Genomic DNA, 4,859 nt, shown 5'->3' on the forward strand with positions numbered 1-4,859 from the left:
ATTTCGATCAGGCTATGCATCACCTTCTCGTCGCGGAGCAGGCGAACGTGCGTTTGAGCAATACAATTTGTTTGATGGCGTTCCGCCACCGACGGCAATGCCCCGCAACTGTCAAACGCTTCTGCAGCGCCGTTCTCGACCTTGATCGGGCTTTGATCACTGACGCTCTGGATATCGAGACGAAACGCTACGATGCCCTGCAGATATTGGGTGAACTTCGTCAGCTCGTTGCTGGCCGGGTGTAGTTGAGACCAAGGCATTAAGCGACATTTTTGTGTCGACGGGGATCAAAATCAACTGACGGAGACGTGATGGCAAGGCCATGAGATCAGGAGATGTCTCCCTGAACCAGGCAGGGATGGATCGCGTAGCGAGGTTTGGAAATGGTCATGATGATCAATCCTAACCCAGACGAGGATCACACAATGATAAAGAAGCTCCTGATTGCAAGCTTTGCAGCTGCCGCTATGACGACCTCTGCCTTGGCTGCTGACATCGTCGATACCGCGGCAGAAGCTGGTACGTTCACGACTCTGATCGCTGCGGTCGAGGCCGCCGGCCTTGTAGAGACGCTGAAGGGCGATGGCCCATTCACCGTGTTCGCTCCGACTGACGAAGCTTTTGCTGCTTTGCCAGATGGCACGGTCGAAGATTTGCTTCTTGAAGAGAACCGCGATCAGCTGGTGTCCATTCTCACCTATCACGTCGTACCGGGGGCCGTTGCATCGTCTGATCTTACCGAAGGTTTGACCGCAGCCACAGTCGAAGGCAGTGAAGTGACTTTCACGCTCGAAGGCGGACCGAAGGTCAACGAGGCAAACATTACCCAGGCTGATATCACGGCAGACAATGGTGTGATCCATGTCATCGACGCCGTCATTATGCCCGGCATGTAACCGTTCGACTAAGGGGTGCCGCGGCCGGATTTCATCGATATCAATCCGGCCGCGACAACTCGGAATGCGCATAACCTGCAATCGTGGACCTAAGTGACGTCGGTTTGCGGCGTCAGCGTTCTTGCATTTGTGTTGGGATTTGGGGGAGGCTTAGGCGCGACGCGCCTTTTGAGTTTCGGCGCAGATGTCGGCTCAACGGTCCGTCGGCTCCGCTATCGCTTAAGACCCCATCTAATGAGGGTTCGTGACGGAAGCTCTCTCGCGCCGTTCTGGCAGTCGATTGATTGCAGCCCAAGTTTGGCACATCAACTATGCATGACTTATCTAATTGCGAATGCCCGAGAATTTCGTCTCGGTCTGCAACTGGGAAAGCGACGGCTCCTAAGCCACCGGCGGCAGCTGCCAGCTAGTGGACTAGCCGATTTACCGCCCTCCCTACGACACGACACTGCTCCTCGAATTTCCTCCTTGCAAGCGCCTGACTGAACGTCCTGTCGTGGCTCTCGAACTGTCAGAGAGAACCAGCAGGAGGCATCGCCACCATGGCCGCGCCAGACCGCATCATCCGATTGAACACCGTCCTTGGCCGCACCGGCCTGTCCCGTTCGACGATCTATCGCAAGATCGCGGACGGGACATTTCCGGCCCAGTTGAGAATCAGCACCCATGGTGCCGGATGGCGTGAGTCCGACATCGATCGCTGGATCGCCAATCCCGTTGCGTGGCGCCCAGAGGAGGAGGTCGGCCATGGCCGGCGATGAGGAGCGCCTCGCAAGAGAGAGACCGGCAAACGACAATCGGTCACGCGACGGCTCATCGGAGCAGTCGCTTGAGCAGCCAGATCCGAAATCCGAAGCTGGCGCGTCTGAACGCATGGATAAGGTTGTGCTGTCCATCGCCCGATTGATCGGTCGCCGCATGGCGCGCGAGGACTTCATCGCACAGCAAGCTGCCAACGATAATGGCGCGTCGGCAGATGTCGGAAGAACGACAAGCGTGCGTCGCACGGACGCCGACAAGGAGGATGACTATTGAGGGGCGATCATGAGGCGGATCGTCTGCGCCGGAGATGAGTGTCTCGCTTGAGAGATCGTGGCGTTCGTGCTATCTAGAAGATACGTATAGACAGCGAGGTGGCTATGGCGCTCAGCATCAAAACTGAAGAAGCCGACAGGCTGGCACGGGAACTCTCGCGGCTCACCGGCGAGACCATGACCGACGCGATCACCAAAGCGATGAGCGAGCGGCTGGAGAGGTTGCGCGCTGAGCGGGAGACAAATGCCGACTATGCCGAGCGCATGAAGGCTTTCGTGCGCGATCGTGCTGATCGCTACGATCGGCGGCCGGTCTCCAAGGATGAATGGGATGACGCTGTCGGCGATACGGCCGAGATGCTCGGTCTTGCCCGATGATCGTGGTGGACTCGTCCGCCATCATCGCGATCCTGTTCGAAGAGGCAGAAGCGTCCGCCTGCATGCATGCTCTCCAGGAAGCGCAACCGCGCCTAATCTCCGCCGTCAACTATGTCGAGACCGGCACGGTGATGGCCGGCAGGATCAAGGGTGGAGACCGGCGCGCGGCGATTGCCGACCTCGATGCTTTCCTTACCGACTTCCACATCGACATTGCCCCCGTCGATGACCGACAGGCGCGTGCGGCGATGCAGGCAAGGATCGAGTACGGCCAGGGTTTTGGCACCAGGGGCGGCCTCAACTTCGGCGACTGCTTTGCCTATGCATTGGCCAAGCAGCATGCAGCGCCCTTGCTTTATGTCGGCAACGACTTTTTGATGACAGATATCCAGGCGGCGCTCGCCCCCATGATCTGAAGGATCTGACCGGTAGAGAGGCCAAGGGGCGATACCGAAGATCAGAGCGCCGCGCCGAAGATCAGAGCGCCCGTGCATGAGACCCGGTCGTCAGGCCGAATGCTGAGAGAGGTATGCGCATGACCCGCACAGCCCTTTATGCCCGCTACTCATCCGACCAGCAGAACGCGGCGTCGATCGAGGATCAGTTCCGGCTGTGTCGCGATCATGCAAGACGGGAGCGATGGGAGACGGTCGGCTCCTATGAGGATGCGGCCATATCGGGTGCAAGCACGATCCTACGCCCCGGCATTCAGCGCCTCATGCGGGATGCGAAGCTCGGCGAGTTCGATATCGTCCTGGCGGAAGCGCTGGACCGCATCAGCCGCGATCAGGCCGACATCGCGACGCTCTACAAGCATCTGAAGTTTGCAGGCGTCACAATCGTCACGCTGGCAGAGGGTGAGATCTCCGAGCTTCATGTGGGCCTCAAAGGCACGATGAATGCGCTCTTCCTCAAAGACCTCGCCATGAAGACCCGTCGTGGTCTGCGGGGCAGGGTGGAGAAGGGCAAGGCCGGCCGAGGTCTCTGCTACGGCTACAAGGTCGTCAAGAAGCTCGATGCCAATGGCGACCCTCTTCGAGGCGATCGTGAGATCATCCCCGAAGAGGCCGAGACGGTCCGCCGCATCTGCAGAGAGTTTGCGTCAGGCAAAAGTCCCAAGTCAATCGCAACGGATCTGAACAAAGAAGGCATTCCCGGACCGCTCGGCCGCGCCTGGGGCGACACCTCCATTCGCGGTCACAAGACGCGCGGCACCGGTATCATCAACAACGAGCTCTATACCGGCATGCTCGTCTGGAACCGTCTGCGCTTCGTCAAAGATCCGAGCACGGGCAAGCGCGTCTCGCGCCCCAATCCGCAGTCGGAATGGATCAGGACAGAAGTCCCGCATCTGCGGATCGTCGATGAAGAACTCTGGAATGCTGTCCGCGCACGCCAGCAGCAGATCTCGACGATCTTCGGACCGAATGAAGCCAATACCCAGGAGGCGCGGATGAAGCGCCTTCATCTCGCCAATCGGCCGGGCGCTCTTCTTTCCGGCTTGCTCACCTGCGGATGCTGCAGCGGCAAATATGGGATCATCCTTCCGAACCGCTATGGCTGCCTCAACCATCATCGCCGCGCCACCTGTGACAACAACAGGACGATCACCCGCGCCAAGATCGAGGCCCGCGTTCTTGCTGGCCTCAAGGTCAGGCTCGTATCGTCCGAAGCGGTTGCAGAGGCTGTGCGCAGCTATGGCGAGGAAATGAACCGGCTGAGCCGAAACCGTTCTGCCGAAGCCCAAGGTCACCAGAAAGCCCTGGCGAAGGTAGAAAGGGCTATCGCAGGAATTCTGTCGGCGATCGAGGATGGGATGTACCAGCCATCCATGAAAGCCAGGATGGATGAGCTCGAGCAGCAGAAGGCGGAAATCTAAAGACGCTTGTCAAAGGCGACTGCGACCATCCCTGACGTCCATCCGAACATCGCCGACAATTATCGGCGATGGGTTGAACGCTTCGCCGAAGCGCTCCAGGACCCGGATGGCGGAAGACAGGCAGCAGAAGCACTTCGTTCCCTGATCGGCGAAATCGTGCTGATGCCGGGCAAGAAACGCGGTCAGGTGCATGCCACTCTGCGCGGTGAGCTGATGGGCATTCTGAACTTAGCCAATGCAACAGAGGGCGGTGATTCCGACGCTCCTTTTATGCCAGCTGTGGCTGCGAGCCCCCGCAACCACCATTTGTAAAATAGACCAGCCCCGCGTCCGCCGTGGACGAGGCAGATCAGGCCGCCGCGCCGCTTCCCTCACCAGTTCCAAGGCGCTTGCGGGCTATGGCCGCATAGCCTAGATCGCGCTCTATCAGGAGCGCGCGACGGTCCAGACGTTGAGCCACAGCTCCGGTCGTTCCTGACCCCGCATATGGATCCACAACGAGATCGCCTTTGTCAGTAAGAGCTGCGACGAGCCGGTCAATCAGTGCCTCCGGAAACTGGCACGGATGACTGGTCTTCTCCCGGTGGTTGTGTTTGACGTTCGGGATATCCCAAACGTCGCCTGGATTCTTGCCGAGCGGATGCCCGCTGAGCTGACCTTTCTTTGGTCCTT

The 4,859-nt window shown here is 59.1% G+C and carries 9 protein-coding genes; 8 read left to right on the forward strand and 1 reads right to left on the reverse strand.

The genetic code is table 11. The features are described 5' to 3' along the window. The 8 genes from GC125_RS20125 to GC125_RS20175 all read left to right on the forward strand — a co-directional run. A partial coding sequence (locus tag GC125_RS20125; protein WP_210251649.1) for a hypothetical protein occupies positions 1 to 245 on the forward strand: 245 nt, incomplete at its 5' end. 180 nt (positions 246 to 425) lie between these two features. Beyond that, positions 426 to 896: a fasciclin domain-containing protein gene (locus GC125_RS00340; protein ID WP_151983222.1), complete on the forward strand. Its 471-nt coding sequence runs from the start codon at positions 426 to 428 to the stop codon at positions 894 to 896. A 542-nt stretch (positions 897 to 1,438) separates the two neighbouring features. Beyond that, positions 1,439 to 1,657, forward strand: coding sequence for a helix-turn-helix transcriptional regulator (locus GC125_RS00345; RefSeq protein ID WP_151983218.1), 219 nt, complete (start codon positions 1,439 to 1,441; stop codon positions 1,655 to 1,657). Further along, positions 1,644 to 1,931, forward strand: a complete 288-nt coding sequence (locus GC125_RS00350; protein ID WP_151983219.1) for a hypothetical protein — start codon at positions 1,644 to 1,646, stop codon at positions 1,929 to 1,931. Before GC125_RS00345 ends, GC125_RS00350 begins: the two co-directional genes overlap by 14 nt. Positions 1,932 to 2,035: 104 nt before the next feature. After that, a complete protein-coding gene (locus tag GC125_RS00355; protein WP_151983220.1) occupies positions 2,036 to 2,308 on the forward strand; it encodes a type II toxin-antitoxin system VapB family antitoxin in 273 nt (90 codons plus the stop codon). Further along, positions 2,305 to 2,724, forward strand: a complete 420-nt coding sequence (locus GC125_RS00360; RefSeq protein ID WP_151983221.1) for a type II toxin-antitoxin system VapC family toxin — start codon at positions 2,305 to 2,307, stop codon at positions 2,722 to 2,724. The genes GC125_RS00355 and GC125_RS00360 overlap by 4 nt, the downstream gene beginning before the upstream one ends. A 119-nt stretch (positions 2,725 to 2,843) precedes the next feature. Next, positions 2,844 to 4,187: a recombinase family protein gene (locus tag GC125_RS00365; RefSeq protein WP_286165298.1), complete on the forward strand. Its 1,344-nt coding sequence runs from the start codon at positions 2,844 to 2,846 to the stop codon at positions 4,185 to 4,187. A 6-nt stretch (positions 4,188 to 4,193) separates the two neighbouring features. Then, positions 4,194 to 4,499, forward strand: coding sequence for a hypothetical protein (locus GC125_RS20175; protein ID WP_286165299.1), 306 nt, complete (start codon positions 4,194 to 4,196; stop codon positions 4,497 to 4,499). Positions 4,500 to 4,536: 37 nt separating this feature from the next. Here GC125_RS20175 and GC125_RS00370 read toward each other — a convergent pair. Further along, positions 4,537 to 4,859: DNA-methyltransferase (locus tag GC125_RS00370; RefSeq protein WP_199864378.1), on the reverse strand; the 323-nt coding region annotated here is incomplete at its 5' end.

The sequence above is a fragment of the Rhizobium sp. EC-SD404 genome, assembly GCF_902498825.1.
Lineage (GTDB): Bacteria > Pseudomonadota > Alphaproteobacteria > Rhizobiales > Rhizobiaceae > Georhizobium.